The 16,998-nt window shown below is 60.7% G+C and carries 15 protein-coding genes, 1 tRNA gene and 1 pseudogene; 4 read left to right on the top strand and 13 right to left on the bottom strand.

The features are described 5' to 3' along the window. Positions 1-2: 2 nt before the first annotated feature. Positions 3-75 (bottom strand) — tRNA-Glu (locus tag ACCD00_RS26425). Between the two features lie 382 nt (positions 76-457). On the opposite strand from ACCD00_RS26425, the gene ACCD00_RS26420 reads away from it, so the two are divergent. Continuing rightward, complete coding sequence (locus ACCD00_RS26420) at positions 458-1,216, top strand: hypothetical protein (RefSeq protein WP_413428237.1); 759 nt, start codon at positions 458-460, stop codon at positions 1,214-1,216. A gap of 176 nt (positions 1,217-1,392) precedes the next feature. On the opposite strand, the gene ACCD00_RS26415 is transcribed toward ACCD00_RS26420, so the two are convergent. The 4 genes and pseudogenes from ACCD00_RS26415 to ACCD00_RS26400 all read right to left on the bottom strand — a co-directional run bounded on the left by ACCD00_RS26415 (position 1,393) and on the right by ACCD00_RS26400 (position 5,876). Beyond that, entirely contained in the window at positions 1,393-2,256 is an 864-nt protein-coding gene (locus tag ACCD00_RS26415) for a methyl-accepting chemotaxis protein (protein ID WP_413428238.1), read from the bottom strand. Continuing rightward, positions 2,254-2,478 (bottom strand): annotated as a pseudogene (locus ACCD00_RS26410) (HAMP domain-containing protein); the annotation flags it as partial. The gene ACCD00_RS26415 and the pseudogene ACCD00_RS26410, both read right to left, overlap by 3 nt. A gap of 987 nt (positions 2,479-3,465) precedes the next feature. Continuing rightward, positions 3,466-4,851 carry a PLP-dependent aminotransferase family protein gene (locus ACCD00_RS26405; RefSeq protein WP_413428236.1) on the bottom strand — a complete coding sequence of 462 codons (1,386 nt, stop codon included), beginning with the start codon at positions 4,849-4,851 and terminating at the stop codon, positions 3,466-3,468. A gap of 263 nt (positions 4,852-5,114) precedes the next feature. Continuing rightward, positions 5,115-5,876: an SDR family oxidoreductase gene (locus ACCD00_RS26400; RefSeq protein ID WP_413428235.1), complete on the bottom strand. Its 762-nt coding sequence runs from the start codon at positions 5,874-5,876 to the stop codon at positions 5,115-5,117. Positions 5,877-6,112: 236 nt separating this feature from the next. Here ACCD00_RS26400 and ACCD00_RS26395 point away from each other — a divergent pair, with 236 nt between their 5' ends. After that, on the top strand, positions 6,113-7,117 hold the full coding sequence (locus ACCD00_RS26395; RefSeq protein WP_413428234.1) for an NADP-dependent oxidoreductase: 1,005 nt from the start codon (positions 6,113-6,115) through the stop codon (positions 7,115-7,117). A 139-nt stretch (positions 7,118-7,256) separates the two neighbouring features. On the opposite strand, the gene pyrF is transcribed toward ACCD00_RS26395, so the two are convergent. Next, a complete protein-coding gene (gene pyrF, locus ACCD00_RS26390; protein ID WP_173677935.1) occupies positions 7,257-7,955 on the bottom strand; it encodes an orotidine-5'-phosphate decarboxylase in 699 nt (232 codons plus the stop codon). Positions 7,956-8,251: 296 nt separating this feature from the next. Here pyrF and ACCD00_RS26385 point away from each other — a divergent pair, with 296 nt between their 5' ends. Both ACCD00_RS26385 and ACCD00_RS26380 read left to right on the top strand, forming a co-directional pair. Further along, the gene (locus ACCD00_RS26385) at positions 8,252-9,010 is read left to right on the top strand and encodes a response regulator (RefSeq protein WP_413428233.1); all 759 of its coding nucleotides are present in this window, start codon (positions 8,252-8,254) and stop codon (positions 9,008-9,010) included. After that, the gene (locus ACCD00_RS26380; protein WP_413428232.1) at positions 9,010-10,059 is read left to right on the top strand and encodes a sensor histidine kinase; all 1,050 of its coding nucleotides are present in this window, start codon (positions 9,010-9,012) and stop codon (positions 10,057-10,059) included. Before ACCD00_RS26385 ends, ACCD00_RS26380 begins: the two co-directional genes overlap by 1 nt. A 188-nt stretch (positions 10,060-10,247) precedes the next feature. Here the strand turns inward: ACCD00_RS26380 and ACCD00_RS26375 are convergent, their stop codons facing one another. The 7 genes from ACCD00_RS26375 to ACCD00_RS26345 form a co-directional block, all read right to left on the bottom strand. Then, positions 10,248-11,303: an AI-2E family transporter gene (locus ACCD00_RS26375; protein WP_413428231.1), complete on the bottom strand. Its 1,056-nt coding sequence runs from the start codon at positions 11,301-11,303 to the stop codon at positions 10,248-10,250. A gap of 69 nt (positions 11,304-11,372) precedes the next feature. After that, positions 11,373-12,179 carry a DUF4892 domain-containing protein gene (locus ACCD00_RS26370; RefSeq protein WP_413428230.1) on the bottom strand — a complete coding sequence of 269 codons (807 nt, stop codon included), beginning with the start codon at positions 12,177-12,179 and terminating at the stop codon, positions 11,373-11,375. 8 nt (positions 12,180-12,187) lie between these two features. Further along, positions 12,188-12,847, bottom strand: coding sequence for a glutathione S-transferase family protein (locus tag ACCD00_RS26365; RefSeq protein WP_413428229.1), 660 nt, complete (start codon positions 12,845-12,847; stop codon positions 12,188-12,190). A gap of 50 nt (positions 12,848-12,897) precedes the next feature. Beyond that, positions 12,898-13,752, bottom strand: coding sequence for an alpha/beta hydrolase (locus ACCD00_RS26360; RefSeq protein WP_413428228.1), 855 nt, complete (start codon positions 13,750-13,752; stop codon positions 12,898-12,900). Beyond that, positions 13,749-14,555: an alpha/beta fold hydrolase gene (locus tag ACCD00_RS26355; protein WP_413428227.1), complete on the bottom strand. Its 807-nt coding sequence runs from the start codon at positions 14,553-14,555 to the stop codon at positions 13,749-13,751. Before ACCD00_RS26355 ends, ACCD00_RS26360 begins: the two co-directional genes overlap by 4 nt. Before the next feature lie 113 nt (positions 14,556-14,668). After that, positions 14,669-15,112, bottom strand: a complete 444-nt coding sequence (locus ACCD00_RS26350; protein WP_413428226.1) for a hotdog fold thioesterase — start codon at positions 15,110-15,112, stop codon at positions 14,669-14,671. 32 nt (positions 15,113-15,144) lie between these two features. Continuing rightward, positions 15,145-16,812: an AMP-binding protein gene (locus ACCD00_RS26345; RefSeq protein WP_413428225.1), complete on the bottom strand. Its 1,668-nt coding sequence runs from the start codon at positions 16,810-16,812 to the stop codon at positions 15,145-15,147. Between the last annotated feature and the right edge of the window lie 186 nt (positions 16,813-16,998).

The raw sequence follows: 16,998 nt of genomic DNA, 5'->3' as shown, positions 1-16,998 counted from the left end.
GGCGTCCCCTAGGGGACTCGAACCCCTGTTACCGCCGTGAAAGGGCGGTGTCCTAGGCCACTAGACGAAGGGGACACGCTACAACATTCACTCCCTGCTTCGTTTCGCTGTGTGCTTTACGCTGCAAGTGGCGCGCATTCTATGGATGGATTGAGAGGTCGTCAACCCCCTGATATAAATTTATTTAAATCAATGACTTCGCCCTGCTTTTGGGCGCCATTGGGGTTTTTCCGCTGCCCGGCGTTTGACGCCTATATTCTGGCACCCGCCAAGACGTTATAGTCCACCCGTGATGGCAATCTGTATATCACGTGCCACCATTCATAGAAGCAGGGCTGCGGCCGATATAAGCGCAGGCATGTCCGATCCAGCCCGTCATGCGGGCCTGGGCGCTCAAACGCCAAGCCACTAAACTCGCATGCGTACCTAATAAGAGGTCTTACCGGTGACGCCACTCATGATCGCCCTGCTAGTTGGAGCCGGGATCGCACTGTTGATCGCCATTGGTTACATCAACCATGTGGCGGAAAACAACAAGCTGGAAAAGGCCCGTACCAAGATTGAGCTCAACGATCGGCTGCGACGCTGCGGCGAGATCACCGAGACGTTCCCCGGCCAGTTGATGACCCCGACACTCAAGCTGTTGCTGGCCCGCCTGGAACTGAACGTCTGCAAGCGCCTGCTCAATCTGGAAAAATCCAGCGCCAACCTCAAGGCTCGGATCGCCGAACTGGAGACCCTTGTCGGCCAGGGTGAATCCATCCCGGTCAACAACCCACCGGCACCGATCCAGACCGAAGCCAAGGCCAAGGATGTGCGCTTCCTGCTCGAAGCCCTGCACGGCCAAATCACCCGCGCGGCACAGGACGGCTTCCTGGCCCCCAACGAGGCCAAACGCTGGATCCGTGAAGTGCGCCACATCCTCGTGCTGCTGCACATCGAGTTCTTCAACAACCTCGGCCAGCACTCCCTGCAACAGAACCAGCCCGGGCAGGCTCGCCTGGCATTCGAGCGCGGCGTGCAGTACCTGCGCAAACAACAGGAACCACAGGTCTACGCCGAGCAACTGGAATACCTGGAAAAACTCCTGGCCCGCGCCAATGACCAGGTCATGGATCGCATTGCGCCGGTCGAAGGCGAGGTCAATCAGTTGACCGAAGGACTCAAAGACGTCGAGGCTGACGCGGACTGGAAAAAGAAAGTGATCTACGACTGATCAGCGAAAACAACTGTAGGAGCAGCCGGTCGACGCTCGAATGCTCGCGATGGACTCCAGAGCGCCGCGTTCAGCCAGTAAACGCACGTTATCTTTTGCGACCATCGCGAGCATGCTCGCTCCTACAGGAAGCTTTAATCGAGAGGTGGCTTTTTTTGGTCTGGCCGAAGATCATTTCAAAGCCTGAAATGCCCCACCATCCCCTTCAGTTCAACCCCCAGTTGCGCCAACTCGATACTGGAGGCGGCATTGCCCTGCATCGCCAGCGATGACTGATCGGCACTGGCGCGAATACTGGTGACACTGCGGTTGATCTCTTCGGCCACCGAGCTCTGCTCCTCGGCTGCTGCGGCAATCTGCTGGTTCATCTGCTGGATCAACGATACCGCCGCCGCAATACTTCCCAGCGCACTCTCGGTCTGCAAGGCATCGCTGACCGCCAGCTTCACCAACTCGCCACTGCTCTGGATCTGCTGCACCGACGACTGCGCCGCCGAGCGTAAAGCGCTGACCAGACGTTCGATTTCCTCGGTCGATTGCTGGGTTCGCCTGGCCAGTGCACGCACTTCATCGGCCACCACGGCAAAGCCCCTGCCCTGCTCGCCGGCCCGAGCCGCCTCGATCGCCGCGTTCAACGCCAGCAGGTTGGTCTGCTCAGCCACGCTTTTGATCACACTCAAGACCGTGCCGATATTCTGGATTTCCGCACTCAGGCTTTCGATGCTCGAACTGGCCGAAGAAGCCGAATCCGCCAACTGTTCGATCCGCGCCATGCTCTGGCGCACCACCTGCTGACCGCTTTCAACCTTGCCGTCAGCCGTTTGCGCGGCTAACGCAGCTTCTTCGGCATTGCGTGCGACATCATGCACCGTGGCCGTCATCTGATTCATCGCGGTGGCGACCTGTTCGGTTTCCTCTTTCTGCGAGCTGACTTCGAGGTTGGTCTGTTCAGTCACCGCCGACAGCGATTGAGCAGAAATCGCCAACTGCTCGATACCCGACTGCAAGCCGCTGACGATATGACTGAGCCCCGCGCCCATTTGCTGCATTGCCTGCATCAACTGACCGATTTCGTCACGGCGGGTCACGTCAATGGTCGCACTCAAATCCCCTGAGGCAATCTGCTGCGCCACATGAATCACACTGCGCAGTGGTGCCACGATCAACCGGGTGATGAACCATGCGGCAACCAGCCCAACCAGCAAGGCCAACGCGGAAGAGCCGATGATCAGCAGCGAGTTCTTTTTCAGTTCAGCCTGCATCGCCAGGTCTTCAGCGACATAAGCCTGATCCACCCGCTCGACCACTTGGGCTGCGCGCTGGTGCAATTGTTGATAGACGGTTTTTTCCTGCTCCAGCAGGCCGGTGTACTCGGCAAGCTTGTCACTGAAACTGGTGATATGACCCATGACCTCATTGAGGACGGTCTGGTAACCCTCGTCCTTGACCGTGGTCTTGAGCTGCTCGGCCTGGGTCAATGCCTGGCTGGCCTGTTCGATCTTGCCCTGCCCGGCGCTGTCGTCGCCTTTGCGGCTTTGATCCAGACGCACGCGCGCTTCATTCATGGCTTGCAGCATCAAGCGTGAAACCTGGCTGACCTGACTGGCCTGCTCGATGAATTGCGCACCGTCCTTGCCTTCGGAATCTTTCAGCGTATAGGCACCGTCATCGGCGAGCCCGGATTGCAATACATCAAGATTATTGGCCACGCTGGACACCGACCAACTGGCCATTTCCAGCGCCAGGTCCTTGGCCTGGGTGAGCGAGACAAACTCGTCGAAGGCCTTGCGATAGGCCCCCAAAGACTGTTCGACATCATTCATCACCGGCACGTTGGCTGCTGACGCGGCCTTGAGCTGGCCGGCCAGGGCGATCAGGCCATCGACGCCCTCGTGCAGGGCATCGACGGTTTTCGGATTGCCGTGCAAGGCGTACTCTTGCTCCAGCAGCCGCACCTTGAGCAAACCGCTGTTGAGCGATGACATCTGCTTGAGCCCGTCGAAGCGCTGGCTGATGGTTTGCAGGGACCAAACGCCAATGCCCGCCACCAGCGCAGTCAACAACAGCACCAGGACAAACCCGACTCCCAGTTTTTTCGCCATACCGAGGTTGGCAAAACGTCCTTGCACGGCCGAAATCATTGCACTTAGTCCCCTGCCATAGTCTGTAGACGCAGATTCGCAACGGGCCAGAAGCAACACAAGGCTCTGGCGCCTGAATAATGGCAAAAAGCTACGCCAACGTCGTTTTCAGAACGCTTGAGGTCGATCCCGGGCAGTGGCCTGAAGGAGGGCACGGGCACGTGGGTCGCAGGCATATGCCACATTGATCCGCTGCCAGTCACCGGCCTCACCCGAGGGGTTGAAGGCGCTCTTCGATGACAGCAGTACACCCAGACGCCGCGCCAGGGTCCGCACCTGATCGCAGTCGGACGTTCGTGATCGCGCCCAGATGAACAGGCCTCCCGCCGGCTTGCCGAAAACCTCCCATTCGGCATCTTCAAGCAACTGCAAAGCCGCCAGCCGGTCGCAACTCAGGCGTTGGCGCTGACGCTGCACCAGTTTGCCGTAGGCACCGTTAGCCAACAGGCACGCCAGCACCGACTCGCAAAATCGTGAGGCGCCCATTCCCGTGGTCATCTTGACCTCGGCCAGACGCGTAATGACCTCGGAACCGGCCACTACGAAACCAACCCGCAAGGAACTACTGAGGGTCTTGGAATAGCTGCCCACGTAGATCACGTTGCCGTCCAGCGCAGCCAGTCGCATACCGGAACCGCTGTGCAAATCCGCATAAACGTCGTCTTCGATCACCTGCACGCCAAAGGTCCTGGCCAACTGCAACACGCGGCGCGCCACCAATGGTGCAAGGCTGCTGCCGGTCGGGTTGTGATAAAAGCTATTGATGAGCAGCCCTTGAGGCCGGTGTTTGACCAGCACCGATTCGAGCACGTCCACGTCCGGCCCGCGCGGTGTTCGCGGCACATCGACCATGTGGATGCCGTGCAGCCTGAGCAGATCGAACAGCACCGGATAACCGGGACTCTCCACGACCACACAGTCACCGGCCTTGAACAGTGTTCGCACAATCAGGTCAAGCCCTTGGCTGGCACCCGCCGTGGTCATGATCCGGTCGTCCTGGACCCGGATGTCCAGATGCCTGAGGCGCTTGAGTATCTGCTGTCGCAAGGCTGGCAAACCCAGCGGCGAACTGTAGTTGAACAGGCTGGCCGTATCGGCACGACTGACTTGCCGAATCGCGTAAATCAGATCGTCGGTCTCGCGCCAGCTTTCAGGCAGCCCGCCACAACCCAGCCGCAACTCACCCGGACAAGGCCCGTATTCGGGCTCAGCCCCCTCGAACCACGCAGGCTCGCGCTTTGCACCTGCGGCCAGTGCCGGGTCGGCAACCGTATAGCCGCCCCCATGGCCTGACACCAGCATCCCCTGTGTCACCAGGCGTTCGCAGGCCTGAATGACGCTTACCTGACTGAGCAAATTGATTCGCGCAATCTGTCGCACCGAAGGCAGGCGCGTACCGGGTGTCACCCCGCTGGAATTCAGCCAGCAGGTCAGCGCGTCAACAATTTGCTGTACGACAGGCACCAGTGCCTGCCGGTCGATTCTCAATTCCATGAGCAAACAGACTCCTGTTGGTTTTGCCAGAAGCAGTTAATCACAGGAGTGTTCGAAGGCCTGTGCGACAACGCCGCCAAATTCATTGGGTCCAATGGTTTGAAACACATTGCCAGGCCCTTTTACGAAACCAGAAAAACTGTGGGAGCGGGCTTGCTCGCGAAAGCTGTTTGCCAGGCCACATTGATGTCGACTGACACTCCCCTTTCGCGAGCAAGCCCGCTCCCACAGATTCCCGGTGTACCTGGTATAGGTGCATCGTTTTAAAATGCGGTTACGCCACCATCTACCGCCAATGAATGCCCCGTGGTGAACGCAGCGCCATCGCTGCACAGGTACAGCACAGCGCTGGCGATCTCTTCGACCTTGCCGATGCGACCGACCGGATGCATGGCGTTGGCGAACTCGCCTTTTTTCGGGTCGGCTTCATAAGCTCGACGGAACATATCCGTGTCGATCACCGCCGGACACACTGCGTTGACCCGGATCTTTTTCTTGGCGTATTCAATGGCCGCCGATTTGGTCAGGCCGATCACCGCATGTTTAGACGCTGCGTAGATGCTCATTTTCGGCGCTGCCCCAAGGCCGGCCACCGATGCCGTATTGACGATTGCGCCGCCCCCTTGCGCCAGCAGCAGCGGCAATTGGTGTTTCATGCACAGCCAGACGCCTTTGACGTTGACGCCCATGATCGCGTCGAACTCGTCGAGCGTACCCTCGGCCAGCTTGCCTTTCTCGATTTCGATGCCGGCATTGTTGAAGGCATAGTCAAGGCGACCGTAAGTATTGATCACCTCATCCATAAGATTTTTTACATCGCTTTCCAGGGTAACGTTGCAGCGCATGAAGGTTGCTTCGCCACCGGCCGTACGAATCAGCGCCACCGTGCCCTCGCCACCCGCCGTGTCCATATCGGCCACCACTACTTTCAGGCCCTCGGCGGCAAATGCCTGGGCGGTCGCGCGGCCAATACCGGCCGCCCCACCCGTCACCACGACCACCTGGCCGGAAAACGTCATGCTCATTGTTATGTCCTCGAAGAGAAGAAAGCGGGGAATCGCGCATGACCAGTCTAGCCATGGAGGTCTTGAACACGGCAGCACTATCAAGGCTCCGGTTGGGCGCCCATGAGTTGCAGTGATGGAACTGCCGTACCAACTATCACTGCACTGGATCAACGTGCATTCGCCGCATCAGCCGAACTTGCGGCATCGTCGCTGACCGGCTATCAACAAAGCTTCATTCATCCTGAGTGCCTGCCATGACCTCCCAGACCAATCGCCAATTCCTGCTCGCCAAACGTCCGGTTGGCGCGGCGACCCGCGAGACATTCACTTACCAGGAGGTGTCGGTCGGCGAACCGGCGGCGGGTCAGATCCTGGTCAAAAACGAATACCTGTCCCTGGACCCGGCCATGCGTGGCTGGATGAATGAGGGCAAGTCCTACATCCCGCCGGTCGGACTCGGCGAAGTCATGCGCGCATTGGGTGTAGGCAAGGTCATTGCCTCGAACAACCCGGGGTTTGCAGTCGGGGATTACGTTAATGGCGCCATCGGCGTGCAGGATTACTATCTCGGCGAGCCACGTGGCTTCTACAAGGTCGATCCGAAGGTGGCACCCCTGCCACGTTACCTGTCCGCACTGGGCATGACCGGGATGACGGCGTACTTCGCCCTGCTCGACGTCGGCGCGCCGAAGGCCGGTGACACCGTGGTGCTGTCGGGCGCGGCCGGCGCCGTGGGCAGCATTGCCGGGCAGATCGCCAAGATCAAAGGGTGCCGCGTGGTCGGCATCGCCGGCGGCGCGGACAAGTGCAAGTTCCTGGTCGATGAACTGGGTTTCGATGGTGCTATCGACTACAAGAATGAGGACGTCCTCGCCGGCCTCAAGCGCGAGTGCCCGAAAGGCGTCGACGTGTATTTCGATAACGTGGGTGGCGACATCCTCGACGCGGTATTGAGCCGCCTGAACATGAAGGCGCGAGTAGTGATTTGTGGTGCCATCAGCCAGTACAACAACAAGGAGGCGGTCAAGGGGCCGGCCAATTACCTGTCGCTGCTGGTCAACCGCGCGCGCATGGAAGGTTTTGTGGTGATGGACTACGCCGCCCAATACGCCAGTGCCGCACAGGAAATGGCCGGTTGGATGGCCAAGGGGCAACTCAAGAGCAAGGAAGACATCGTCGAAGGACTGGAGACTTTCCCGGAGACGCTGATGAAATTGTTCAGCGGGGAGAATTTCGGCAAGCTGGTGTTGAAGGTCTGACCCGATCGTTGAACGCACCCAAAAACCACTGTGGGAGCGGGCTTGCTCGCGAATGCGGTGTGTCAGACAACATCTTCGTTGACTGACACGCCCTCTTCGCGAGCAAGCCCGCTCCCACATTTGGATCCTGGGTGTCTGATCAGGCCAGTTCAGCCACGACAGAAGCCAACGCCTTGGCCGGATCCGCTGCCTGGCTGATTGGACGACCGATCACCAGATAGTCGGAACCGGCATCCAGCGCCTGACGCGGAGTCAGAATGCGGCGCTGATCGTCCTGGGCGCTGCCCGCCGGACGAATCCCCGGGGTTACCAGTTGCAGTGACGGATGTGCCGTTTTCAGGGCCTGGGCTTCCAGGGCCGAGCACACCAGGCCGTCCATCCCGGCTTTTTCCGCCAGGGCGGCCAGGCGCAGAACCTGCTCCTGAGGCTCGATGTCCAGACCGATACCCGCCAGATCTTCACGCTCCATGCTGGTCAGCACGGTCACGCCGATCAGCAGTGGTTTCGGACCGGTGCGCTGATCCAGCACTTCACGGCACGCGGCCATCATGCGCAGGCCGCCGGAGCAATGCACGTTGACCATCCACACGCCCATTTCCGCAGCCGCCTTGACGGCCATTGCGGTGGTGTTCGGGATGTCGTGGAACTTGAGGTCCAGGAACACTTCGAAACCCTTGTCGCGCAGGGTCCCGACGATTTCCGAAGCGCAGCTGGTGAACAGTTCCTTACCGACTTTGACCCGGCACAGCTTCGGGTCCAACTGATCGGCCAGCTTCAGTGCGGCGTCACGGGTAGGGAAATCCAGGGCGACGATGATAGGAGTCTGGCAGGCGGACATGAGTGGGCTCTCAGGCAAGTCGAAATCGGCGCGCATTGTAGCGGAACCAGCGCCGCTGCGGGACCCGATGATCGGTAAATCGTCGCGACGGCTCAGGCAAGACTAGCCCTCGAGGCCATTGTGTCGAGTTCGATACACACACGACACGCCCATAACACCCAGGCCCGCTACCCTCGGCAACCGCAACAGGTCCTTACAACGGCACTTCCCGCCTCAGAGCCGGACGCCTATGCTGGAACCACAACCTCGCAGCCTATCTTTGTGGTTGGCAGCCTACCAGGCAGATGAACGCACGCATGCAAAACACCCAAGCACCCGTGAACGACGAGCAGAAAACGCCCGGTGACGACAAGCGCTGGAGCATTCGCGCCCTGATCGTCGACGATGACGTCCCGATCCGCGAACTGATGATCGACTACCTGGCCCGGTTCAATATCCACGCCAGCGGCGTCACCGATGGCGCCGCGATGCGCCAGGTGATGCAGGCGGAGCATTTCGATGTGGTGGTGCTCGACCTGATGCTACCCGGTGAAGACGGTCTGTCGCTGTGCCGCTGGCTGCGCGCCGAATCGGACATCCCGATCCTGATGCTCACCGCCCGCTGCGAACCGACCGACCGGATCATCGGCCTCGAGCTCGGTGCCGACGACTACATGGCCAAGCCATTCGAGCCCCGCGAGCTGGTGGCGCGGATCCAGACCATCCTGCGTCGGGTGCGCGATGACCGCAGCGAACAACGCGCGAACATTCGTTTCGACAATTGGCGCCTGAACAGCGTACTGCGCCAACTGATTGCCGATGATGGCCTGGTCGTGCCGCTGTCCAATGCCGAATTTCGCCTGCTCTGGGTATTTATCGAACGTCCGCGCCGCGTGCTCAGCCGTGAACAACTGCTGGACGCCGCTCGCGGTCGCTCGATTGAAGCCTTTGACCGCAGCATCGACCTGCTGGTGTCACGCCTGCGCCAGAAACTCGGCGACGACCCCAAGGCTCCGCAGTTGATCAAGACCGTTCGTGGCGAGGGTTACCTGTTCGATGCCCGAGACATCGGCTGATGCGCGGGCGCTTCGATACGCTGTTCGGCCGCCTGTTTGGCGTGTTGCTGCTGGCGATCATCCTCGCGCACCTGCTGGCCTTTGCCTGGTTTCACCATTACGGCCCGCCGCCACCGCCGCCTCCACCGGAATTTTCCGAAGGCCTGGACGGGCAACGCCCACCGCTGGATCCACACTTCGAGAAACGATCACCACGGCCGTGGTTCGGCGGCCCCCTGGTACCCCTGACGTTTCAACTGATCTCGCTGATCATTGCCGCCTGGTACGGCGCCAAACTGCTGAGCCGACCGATCCAGCGCCTGAGCGACGCGGCCGAGCGCTTGAGCGAAAACCTCGACAGCCCGCCACTGGATGAATCGGGACCGCGGGAAGCGCGGCAAGCGGCGCACACGTTCAATAAAATGCAGCGCCGCATCCTTGAACAGGTCAAGCAGCGTTCACGCATGCTCGGCGCGGTGTCCCACGACCTGCGCACACCGCTGTCGCGGCTCAAGCTGCGGCTGGAAAAAATCGACGACGACAAGCTGCAAGGCCAGATGCGTCAGGACCTCGACGACATGATCAGCATGCTCGACGCCACCCTCACCTACCTGCATGAACAGCGCACCAGCGAAGCCCCGCAGTGGATGGACGTTCAGGCGCTGGTGGAGTCCCTGAGCGAAAACGCCCAGGACCAGGGCGCGAACGTCCAGGCCAGCGGCCACTGTGTCCCCCTGCAAGTCCAGCCGATGGCCTTGCGCTCTTGCCTCAACAACCTGATGGATAATGCCCTGCGCTACGCCGGGCAAGCGCTGATCAGCCTGGAGGACCATCGTGAACAGCTGGTGATTCGGGTCATCGACCATGGACCGGGTATCGCCGCGGAACAACGTGAGGCCGTGTTCGAACCCTTCTTTCGCCTGGAAGGCTCGCGTAATCGCAACTCCGGCGGCGTGGGCCTGGGCATGACCATTGCCCGCGAAGCCGCGCAACGAATGGGCGGGCAACTGACTCTGGAAGAAACCCCGGGTGGCGGCCTGACGGCGGTGATTCGCCTGCCACGCGCCTGATACACACACTTGTGGGAGCGGGCTTGCTCCGGGCGGCGTTCCGACGAAAGCGGTGTATCAGTCAACTGATGTATCAACTGACAGATTGTCTTCGCGAGCAAGCCCGCTCCCACATTGATCTGCGTCAATCACAAAACCAGTGTGGGAGCGGGCTTGCTCGCGAAGAGGCCCTGAGCAGAATGCAATTCTCAGGGCCGGCGATCTTCAACCCGTGCCTGGGTCTTGCTCCAGTCGATCAACAGGCTGTAGGCCACCGCCAGCAATGTCGGGCCGATGAACAGGCCGATAAAGCCAAAGGCAATCAACCCGCCAAACACCCCAAGCAGCACAATGACCAGCGGCAGGTTACCGCCACGGCTGATCAGGTACGGCTTGAGCACGTTGTCGACACCGCTGATGATGAATGTGCCCCAGATCCCGAGGAACACGGCCAGCCCGTACTCGCCTTTCCAGGCCAGCCACGCGGTCGCCGGAATCCATACCAACGGCGGCCCCATCGGAATCAGGCTGAGCATGAACGTCACGATACCAAGCACCAACGCTCCTGGCACGCCGGCAATCAGGAACCCGATCAGCGCCAGGATCGCCTGGGCCGCTGCCGTGCCGATCACACCGTTCACCACCCGCTGTACCGTGCCTGCCACCAGTTCAATGTAGTAGCCGGCCCGCTGACCGATCAGCCGCTCCAGCAAAGTGTGTACAAACGCAGCCAGGCGCGGCCCGTCACGATAGAAAAAGAACACGAAGACGATGCTCAGGGTCAGTTCGAGAATACCGCCGCCGATCTGCGCGCTGCGCGCCAGCAACCAGTTACCCACCTGCCCCAGATACGGCTTGAGCGACACCATCATCGCCGCGCCCTGCTCATCGATGCTGTTCCAGATCCCGACCAGCCGCTCACCCACCAGGGGAATCGAACCCAGCCAGGCCGGTGCTTCGGGTAGCCCCTCGACCTGCGCATCCTTGATGAATGCCGTGGCATCGCGCACATGATCGGCAAGGTTGAAACCCAGCCATACCAGCGGTGCCGCTACCAGCACCATCCAGCCCAGCGTCAACAATGCCGCTGCCAGGGACTCGCGACCATTGAGCCAACGGGTCAGCAAGCGCATAAGCGGCCAACTGGCGAACGCCAGGACCGCGCCCCAGAACATCGCCGACCAGAACGGCGCCATCACCCAGAAACTCGCGCCGAACAGCACCACGAGCAGGATCTGCACCAACAGGCGATCGTTATTGATCATCAAAAGTCTCGAAAAAGTCAGTCAGCAATAGAGTAGGCGAACGTAGCGTGCACGTTCGCCCTATGCAGCCTACCGCAATAGCTCGATGTGCAGGCCAGAGCCTTCGACACTGCCGGTTTCCATCCGCGCGGCACGCACGCCCTGGTCAATCAGGGCCTGACGCCAGGCCTCGGCGTTCGCTCCGGAAATACTGACCCGCAAGGTGGTGTCCAGATTCAGTCCGCGAGAAATCAGGCGCAGCCAGGTCTCGTCAGGTGCGCTGTTCAATGCGGAAAAATCGAGTTCCCCGGTGCTCTTGAGTTCACGCAGCAAGGTCGCGGAGGTCGGCAACAGCTCGCCCAGCGGTGCCGAAGCGTCGAACTGCTCGACATGCAGGTAGGCTTTGCGATTACCGCGGGTGATGCTGTACAGCGCGACGAGCGTGTTGTCCCGTGGAGCAGCAAGCCGAAGCAACAAATAGGCTTGTTGATCGTCGGCACCGTACAGCTTGGCGTTGCCAAAGACCTGGTTGGCCCAGAGGCTGCTTTCACCGCAATCGCGCGCCTGGCACCAGAAAAGCAACCCGGCGTCCTGCTTTTGCAAAGCCTCGCGGGCAGCGGTGAACGCATCGTTCGATGAATGCTCGGCAGGCAACTCGTAGGTCACCGAAGTGACCTTGCCGCGGGCACTGACCTGGCCGTCGAAACGTAACTGGCCACTGATTTTGCGGATCGAGCCCAATGGGTAGATCCGCTCCAGTTCGGCGGCGGGGCGATAGTCGACAATCTGCGCGTCGACCATGCGTGGCACTATCGGGAGGTCCTGACTGCCCGGTACATCGGCGGCGAACAACAAGGGACTGAAACTGCACAGCACCAGCAAACTGAATGAACGCATGGATAGACTCATCGGATCAGCATGGCCTGGGCACCCTTGATGATGCTGGCTTCATCGGCGCGTTGCGGTACCTGCAGACCACGCTGCACCGCCGGCCGGGCCTCCATGGTTGCCATCCAGCGTTGCAACGCAGTCAAGCCCTCCACCGAGACACCCGACCATTCGTAACCGCGCACCCACGGAAAGGTGGCGATGTCGGCAATGCTGTACTCGCCGGCAAGGAACTCCACGCTTTGCAAACGCGTGTCGAGCACTTCGTAGAGGCGACGGGTTTCATGCTGATAGCGGTCGATGGCGCCCTGGAGTCTTTCCGGAAAGTAGCGGAAGAACACGTTGGCCTGGCCCTGCATCGGGCCGATGCCACCCATCTGGAACATCAGCCACTGCAATACCAGCGAACGTCCCTTCGGATCGCTCGGCATCAGTTTGCCGGTCTGTTCAGCGAGGTAAATCAGGATGGCGCCGGATTCGAACACGGCAAAATCACCGTTGGCACGGTCGACAATCGCCGGAATCCGCCCATTGGGGTTGATCTTGAGGAAGTCCGCGGACTTCTGCTCCTTTTTGTCGAAACTCAAGGCATGCACCGTGTAGGGCAGGCCGAGTTCCTCGAGCACGATAGAGACCTTGTGGCCATTCGGGGTCGCAGCGGTGTAGAGATCTATCATGGTTGTCTCCCATTTCAACCCGCCCAGCCTCGACAGTTGCCCGACGCAAGTCAAGGAATGGCGAAGAACCGATTGAAACAGTCTGCGACAAGATCGGCGCCGGACTCGTCATTGAGGTGCAAATGATGGCCGCCTGGCAGCTGTTCACGGCTAAAGGGTAGACGCTCCAGCAATTCTGGGTGTTTGGCGAGCATGCCGTCGGCAGCGACCACTAGTGTTGCAGGACATTTGACCCGCTGGACGAAGGCCATGGCCTGCTCGGTGGTAAGACGCAGTGGCGATGGCAGCGTGAGGCGACTGTCGGTGCGCCAGGTATAACCGCCCGGTACCGGCATCAGACCACGCTGCGCCAGCAGTTCGGCGGCCTCGCGGCTGACCGCCACCAGGCCCTTCATGCGCGCTTCGACGGCACGTTCGAGGGTGCCATAGACCGGTTTGCGCTTTTCCCGCAGATCCAGCTGCGCTTGCAGGGCCATGCCCATGCGCTCGGCCGCGTTTTCACCTTTATCTGTAGGAGGAATGATGCCGTCGATCAATGCCAGGTGGGTAACCCGCTCGGGCAGCGACCCGGCGATGATCAGCGAAGCAATGGCCCCCATCGAATGCCCCATCAACGCAAATTTCTTCAGCCCAAGCTGTTCGGCGACTTGCAGCACATCGTGGGCATAGTCCCACATGGCGTACCCGGCTCCCGGCGGACGATGCCCGGAATGACCGTGACCGGCCATGTCCAGGGCGATGATGCGCAGGCCTTTGAGCTTCGGCGCCAGGCGGGCAAAGCTGTTGGCGTTGTCCAGCCAGCCATGCAGGGCAATGACCGGCAAACCGTCCTCAGGACCGAACAGGTGCGCTGCCAGTTCGATGTGCGGCAGGCTCAGGCGGACCTCTTCGACGATTTGGTTCATGCGCAATCCTGTTGTCGACGGCCGTCCCAGCGGTAGAACAGGCCTTTGAGCATTTCAGCGGTATCAAGGGGACGTTCCAGCGGAAACATGTGGCCGCCGGGCATGGTCAGCGACTCGCCCAACGGCAGGCGGTCCACCGAACTGGCGTGATGACGCATCACCACGCGGCTGTTGTGTCCGCGAACCACCGCCAGCGGCACTTGCAACTGTCGGGTGCTGCCCGGGCTGGTGTGCGGCACGCCGCGATAGATGCTGATTTCCGTGGCCGGGTCGAAGCGCAGGCGCAGCTTGTCACCGGCCTGTTGCAAGCCATGTTGCAGGTAGGCATCGAAGCACTCCGGGTCGAAGCCGCGAAACAGGGTTTTACCGGCGAAATATTTCCGGGCGCTTTCCAGGTCGGTGAATTCTTCACGGCGACCCAGGGTACGGCCGGCCGGGGTCAAGCGGTCGATGAAACCGAAGCGCTTGGCCGCCCGGATCACCCATCGATCGGCTCGGGTCAGCACTGGCGAGTCGAGCATCACCACGCCGCGATACAGCTCCGGGCAGCGCAAGGCTGCATGCAGATGCAGCACGCCCCCGAAGGAATGACCGACGCCCCACACGGGCCCGGCCTGCTGTTGCAGGTGATGGATCAGCTCATCCACCAGGTTGTACCAGTTGTCGTCCGCCGGGAAACGCGGGTCGTGGGCGTGCTGCTCCAGATGCGTCACCTGAAATTCGGGTGCCAGCGCCGCAAACAACTTGCCGTAGGTTCCCGACGGAAAACCGTTGGCGTGGGCGAAAAAGATCTGTTGCGACATACCTGCAAATCCATGAGCGAGAACAGGCGTTGATTGTCCGCAAGACCGCGTCCTGCGGCAATGACCGTAACTGCCAGGAATGATGACAGTCCGGTCAAGGCCATGGCTTGAGTTCAACGCGTCGGCGGATTCTCACCCAATGGCACCACCGCCATGGTCAGCCGCGACACGCAACTGGCCTTGCCCTCATCGCTGGTCAGCCGAATGTCCCAGACATGGGTGGTGCGGCCGATGTGGATCGGCTTGGCCACCGCCGTCACCCGCCCGCTGCGCAGGCCGCGCAAATGGTTGGCGTTGATCTCCAGGCCCACGCAATAGTACTTGCTGGCATCGATGCACAGGTAGCTGGCCATCGAACCGACCGACTCGGCCAACACCACCGAGGCGCCGCCATGCAGCAAGCCGTAAGGCTGGTGAGTGCGATGGTCAATGACCATGCTTGCCGTCAGGGACTCATCGTCGAAGGCCTCGAAACGGATGTCCAGCACTTCGCCGATGGTGTTTTTCTGGATTGCGTTCAACTGCTCGATGTTGGGGGTGGTGCGCCACAGGCTCATCGCAGAGTTTCCTTGTTGGTCTTGTTCGTGAATCAATCCTGCCACAGCACCGCTTCGCTGCGCTCGCTCCATTCTTCAAAGCGCTCACCGTAAGCCGCTTCGATCACGTTGCGCTTGATCTTCAGGGTCGGGGTGAGAAAGCCGTTTTCCACGGCCCAACTGCCCTTGACCACCACCAGGCGTCGCAGTTGCTCATGCTTGTCGAGGGCACCGTTGACCTCTTCCAGCAGTTTTTCCAGGCTGGAATGCAAGCCGGCGCGCGCGGCCCCGCCGGCATCCTGCTGGCCAACCGCCGACAACACGCACAAGCCCAGCGGTGCGCTCAAGCCATCGCCCACCACGCAGACCTGTTCGATGCGCGAATGCACGGCCAGACGATTTTCAATCGGTGCCGGCGCCACGTATTTGCCTTTGCTGGTCTTGAAGATTTCCTTCAGACGACCGGTCAGGCGCAGATTGCCTTCGGCATCCTCCTCGCCCTTGTCGCCGGTGCGCAGGAAGCCGTCCTCGGTAATGGTGTCGGCGGTTTTTTCCGGTTCCTTGAAATAGCCGAGCATGGTCGCGCCACTGCGCACCATGACCTCCCCTGTCTCGGCGATCCGCACCTCGACTTCCGGGCACGGCTTGCCGATCCAGCCCGGTTTGTTCTGGCCCGGCACACCAATGTGGGAATAGCCGCAGCTTTCAGTCATGCCGTAGACCTCCAGCACATCCAGCCCCAGTTTGCGGTACCACAGCAACAGGGTCTGCGGTACCGGCGCAGCACCGGACAGCGCAATGCGCAACGCATCGAGCCCCAACCCGGCGAGGACCTTATGCCCGACCCGCTTGCCGATGATCGGCAGGCCGAGCAGGAAATCGAGGCGTTTTGCCGGGATCTTGCTGTACACCCCCATCTGGAACTTGGTCCAGATGCGCGGCACGCCAAACAGCGCGGTCGGGCGTGCACGTTGCAGGTCGGTGAGAAAGGTATCCAGGCTCTCGGCGAAAAACACCGTTTGGCCGGTATAGATCGACGCCAGTTCGACGAACATCCGCTCGGCAACGTGGCACAACGGCAGGTAGGACAACAGTCGGTCCGACTCGTTGAGGCCGAACAACGAAGTGCCGCGTGTGGTGGCGAACCCCAGGGTGGCGAAGCTGTGCATCACGCCTTTGGGCATGCCCGTGGTGCCGGAGGTGTAAATGATGGTTGCCAGTTGATCGGCGGCAGGTTTGGGATCGTCCTGGATCGGCGAACTGAGTTGCAGGTCGGCCCAGCTGAAATCGAACGTACCCGGCGGATGCAGGGGCAGACTGATGGTCGGCAGGTTGGGGCTGACGCCATGGGACATGCCTGGCCAGTCGTCGAGCTTGCCGATGAACGCCAGCACCGCTTCCGAGTGTTCAAGTACCTGGGAAACCGATTCGGCGGTGAGGTTGGGGTACAACGGCACCGACACATGCCCGGCCATCCAGATCGCCAGGTCGGCAATGATCCAGTGCGCACAGTTCTTCGAAATCAGGGCGATATGGCTGCCCTGCGGCAGTTCTCGCGCTCGCAACCAATGGGCTGCGCAACGGGCCTGGTGAGCGACGTCCGCCCAGGTCAACGTCTCGACCTGGCCACCGCCAACAGGCTGGACCAGAAAGCGCTGGCGAGGATGACGGGCCTCACGCTCGTAGAAAACGTCCAGTGGCAAACGAAACGCAGCAGACATGACTCGCTCCTGTTTTTTTGGTCTGGAGCAAGCGTAGTCAACCAAGCAAGTGCTTGGTTGACTATTTCATTCAAAAATTTTCGGGTTTGACGTCCCTGTGGGAGCGGGGGGGGGGGGGGCGGGGGGGGGGGCGGGGTGTTTTTGGGGAGAAAAGCAAGGATTTTGAGGGGGGGGCCCCCCCCCCCC

This window comes from Pseudomonas sp. Pseusp3 (assembly GCF_047304225.1).
Lineage (GTDB): Bacteria > Pseudomonadota > Gammaproteobacteria > Pseudomonadales > Pseudomonadaceae > Aquipseudomonas > Aquipseudomonas fluorescens_CD.
Note: the sequence above shows the minus strand (reverse complement) of the source record. Positions and strands in the feature narration are given on the sequence as shown.

Bases quoted from the DNA above. Each gene is read 5' to 3' on its own strand.
- ACCD00_RS26365 (WP_413428229.1), bottom strand. From the start codon at position 12,847: ATGATAGATCTCTACACCGCTGCGACCCCGAATGGCCACAAGGTCTCT.
- ACCD00_RS26355 (WP_413428227.1), bottom strand. From the start codon at position 14,555: ATGTCGCAACAGATCTTTTTCGCCCACGCCAACGGTTTTCCGTCGGGA.
- ACCD00_RS26400 (WP_413428235.1), bottom strand. From the start codon at position 5,876: ATGAGCATGACGTTTTCCGGCCAGGTGGTCGTGGTGACGGGTGGGGCG.
- ACCD00_RS26370 (WP_413428230.1), bottom strand. From the start codon at position 12,179: ATGCGTTCATTCAGTTTGCTGGTGCTGTGCAGTTTCAGTCCCTTGTTG.
- ACCD00_RS26360 (WP_413428228.1), bottom strand. From the start codon at position 13,752: ATGAACCAAATCGTCGAAGAGGTCCGCCTGAGCCTGCCGCACATCGAA.
- ACCD00_RS26395 (WP_413428234.1), top strand. From the start codon at position 6,113: ATGACCTCCCAGACCAATCGCCAATTCCTGCTCGCCAAACGTCCGGTT.
- ACCD00_RS26385 (WP_413428233.1), top strand. From the start codon at position 8,252: ATGCAAAACACCCAAGCACCCGTGAACGACGAGCAGAAAACGCCCGGT.
- ACCD00_RS26420 (WP_413428237.1), top strand. From the start codon at position 458: ATGATCGCCCTGCTAGTTGGAGCCGGGATCGCACTGTTGATCGCCATT.
- ACCD00_RS26375 (WP_413428231.1), bottom strand. From the start codon at position 11,303: ATGATCAATAACGATCGCCTGTTGGTGCAGATCCTGCTCGTGGTGCTG.
- ACCD00_RS26380 (WP_413428232.1), top strand. From the start codon at position 9,010: ATGCGCGGGCGCTTCGATACGCTGTTCGGCCGCCTGTTTGGCGTGTTG.
- ACCD00_RS26415 (WP_413428238.1), bottom strand. From the start codon at position 2,256: ATGGGCGCGGGGCTCAGTCATATCGTCAGCGGCTTGCAGTCGGGTATC.
- ACCD00_RS26405 (WP_413428236.1), bottom strand. From the start codon at position 4,851: ATGGAATTGAGAATCGACCGGCAGGCACTGGTGCCTGTCGTACAGCAA.
- ACCD00_RS26350 (WP_413428226.1), bottom strand. From the start codon at position 15,112: ATGAGCCTGTGGCGCACCACCCCCAACATCGAGCAGTTGAACGCAATC.
- ACCD00_RS26345 (WP_413428225.1), bottom strand. From the start codon at position 16,812: ATGTCTGCTGCGTTTCGTTTGCCACTGGACGTTTTCTACGAGCGTGAG.
- pyrF (WP_173677935.1), bottom strand. From the start codon at position 7,955: ATGTCCGCCTGCCAGACTCCTATCATCGTCGCCCTGGATTTCCCTACC.